Annotated in this window: 1 protein-coding gene; it reads right to left on the bottom strand. The window is 34.3% G+C overall.

Annotated elements, in window-relative coordinates; all coding sequences use genetic code 11:
* Positions 1-650 (bottom strand): hypothetical protein (locus tag AZI32_RS17180; protein ID WP_157450974.1); only part of this gene is annotated, 650 nt, incomplete at its 3' end.
* Positions 651-762: the final 112 nt, after the last annotated feature.

Below are 762 nucleotides of genomic sequence, written 5' to 3'. Positions count from 1 at the left end.
GTTTCATTTACCCAAGCATCTACTCTTATACTTAAGAATGATTGAGTTAATGCACTAACGTCAAACTCATAAGTGCCTGGAGCTTTTAACAACTGTCTAGTTCCACTTATGCCAATACGGCCCTCATTTTGGTTGTCCGTTGGGTCACTAGTATGGAAAGTTTTAACAACTACAGTTAACTTATTGTATTTAGAAACATCTATATCCGTTTTTATCTGTAAATCTAGCCAATGCGCAAAATTAACATTGCCTGTATATAGTTTCATATTTCCAGGTGTAATTGTTAGCTTAGCCTTATCAGACCCATACGAAGTATTAGTAATCTGTTTCCATACATCCGCATTTGCTAATGGATAGTTCATATCATCGCCAAATAACACTTTTTGATTTAATGTTTGGACCATTAATGCATCTGAGTTCGGGGACTCATTTAACTTATCCGTACCAGGTGTGAAAGCATAAAATTGATAAGTTGTATTTGGATTTAACCCTCTAAAAGTATGTGGCGAATCAAAAACAGCATTTTCAAAACGTATTTTACAACCCGTAGGAGCGGTGATAGTAACTACCTCTCCTTGAATATCACTTGATCTAGGAGGACTAGGTTTAGCTTGATTAGCTTTAGGAGTAACTATAGTTAAATTAGACACTCTATTACCTCCATATTTAGCTTCAAATGTATTCCTTGTATTGAATCTTTAAGCTATTAATAGTATTAAGTCTTACCTTATAAGCATTACCTTCTTTTTGAAGTTCATTGTA

The sequence above is a fragment of the Clostridium sp. ATCC 25772 genome, from assembly GCF_001573875.1.
Lineage (GTDB): Bacteria > Bacillota > Clostridia > Clostridiales > Clostridiaceae > Clostridium_J > Clostridium_J senegalense.
Note: the sequence above shows the minus strand (reverse complement) of the source record. Positions and strands in the feature narration are given on the sequence as shown.